This window comes from Vibrio sp. 779(2023) (assembly GCF_033344285.1).
In the GTDB taxonomy this organism is placed as follows: domain Bacteria; phylum Pseudomonadota; class Gammaproteobacteria; order Enterobacterales; family Vibrionaceae; genus Vibrio; species Vibrio alginolyticus.
Genome location: NZ_JAWPOM010000085.1, coordinates 1 through 1,488 on the forward strand (window position 1 = coordinate 1; position 1,488 = coordinate 1,488).

Here is a 1,488-nt window from a genome sequence, read left to right on the forward strand (position 1 = left end):
AAGTCACAAATTCTATCGCAAGCGTCAAGCTCAATCCTTGCGCAAGCGAAACAAGCGCCAAACTCAGCGCTAAGTCTTCTAGGTTAATCTACCTAACACGACAAGATACAAAAGCCAGGCTCATCCCTGGCTTTTTGCTTATCGGCTATACCGATTTAGATGCGTCCTAACAGGATGTTCGACAAGGCATTCATATCGATTAGATGGTCTCTTTAAATACCAATGTTGCCGCGATGATGACGCAGCGACATCTTAGCCAAGCAGCCGATCAAAACGTTGAGTCACAGAGAAACCTGTCTTCGGGATATCGGATTAACTCAGCAAGCGACGATGCTGCAGGCCTACAAATATCGAATACTCTCCATGTTCAAACGAGAGGGATTGATGTCGCCTTAAGGAATGCTCACGATGCCTATTCGGTCGCTCAAACCGCAGAAGGCGCGTTGCATGAGAGCAGTGATATTCTGCAGCGGTTACGCTCTCTCGGACTTCAGGCCGCAAATGGCAGCCATGAACAGAATGATCGTACAAGTCTTCAACAAGAAGTGATTGCACTACAAGATGAATTGGATCGTGTGGCAATCACGACGACATTCGCGGATAAAAACCTCTTCAATGGCTCTTATGGTTCTCAGAGTTTTCATATTGGCGCCAATGCGAACTCTATATCATTGACGCTCAGAAACATGCGTACGCACATACCTGAAATGGGCGGGCAACATTATCTGGGTGACAGTTTAGACAAAGACTGGCGGGTAACGAGAGATAACCAACAGTTCGCGTTTGAATATCAAGACAATGAAGGCCAAACACAATCTAAAGCATTAACACTCAAAGTAGGCGATAACCTTGAAGAAGTGGCAACCTACATTAATGCCCAGCAATCGGTAGTCGATGCTTCCGTAACGCAAGATCATCAACTGCAGTTTTTTACCTCGACACTGAATGCGCCAGAAGGCATCACATGGAAAGGCAATTTTGCCGATGAGATGGATATAGGTTCCGGTGAGTTGGTGACCGTTGATGATCTCGATATGTCGACAGTAGGAGGCGCTCAGCTTGCCATTGGTGTGGTGGATGCGGCGATAAAGTATGTTGATTCTCATCGCAGTGAAATCGGTGGATTTCAGAATCGTGTGAGTGGCACGATCGATAATTTAAACACCATTAACCGGAGTGTTTCGGAATCAAAAGGGCGAATTCGAGATACAGACTTTGCTCGGGAGTCGACAGAAATGGTGCGCTCTCAGGTGCTGCAGGATGCGACAACTGCATTACTCGCTCAAGCGAAGCAAAGGCCGAGCTCAGCACTAGGCTTGCTCAGTTGAACGTGTTTCAGCGATGCGCATCGACCAGAAAAAATTCAGATAATAAAAAACGCTGCCATTGGCAGCGTTTTTTCGTGTTCGGATAAGTAAAAATTACTTAGTTACACGTAGAACTGGAGTTTCACCAACAGTTACAGAACCAGAAAGCTTGTTTAGCTCT

General features: G+C 46.2%; 1 protein-coding gene and 1 pseudogene. One reads left to right on the plus strand and one right to left on the minus strand.

Annotation, left to right across the window (positions count from 1 at the left end):
- The first annotated feature begins 203 nt into the window (after nucleotides 1–203).
- Entirely contained in the window at nucleotides 204–1,328 is a 1,125-nt protein-coding gene (locus R8O70_RS25080; protein ID WP_318184446.1) for a flagellin, read from the plus strand.
- 93 nt (nucleotides 1,329–1,421) lie between these two features.
- Here the strand turns inward: R8O70_RS25080 and R8O70_RS25085 are convergent.
- A pseudogene (locus R8O70_RS25085) lies at nucleotides 1,422–1,488 on the minus strand (PTS glucose transporter subunit IIA); the annotation flags it as partial.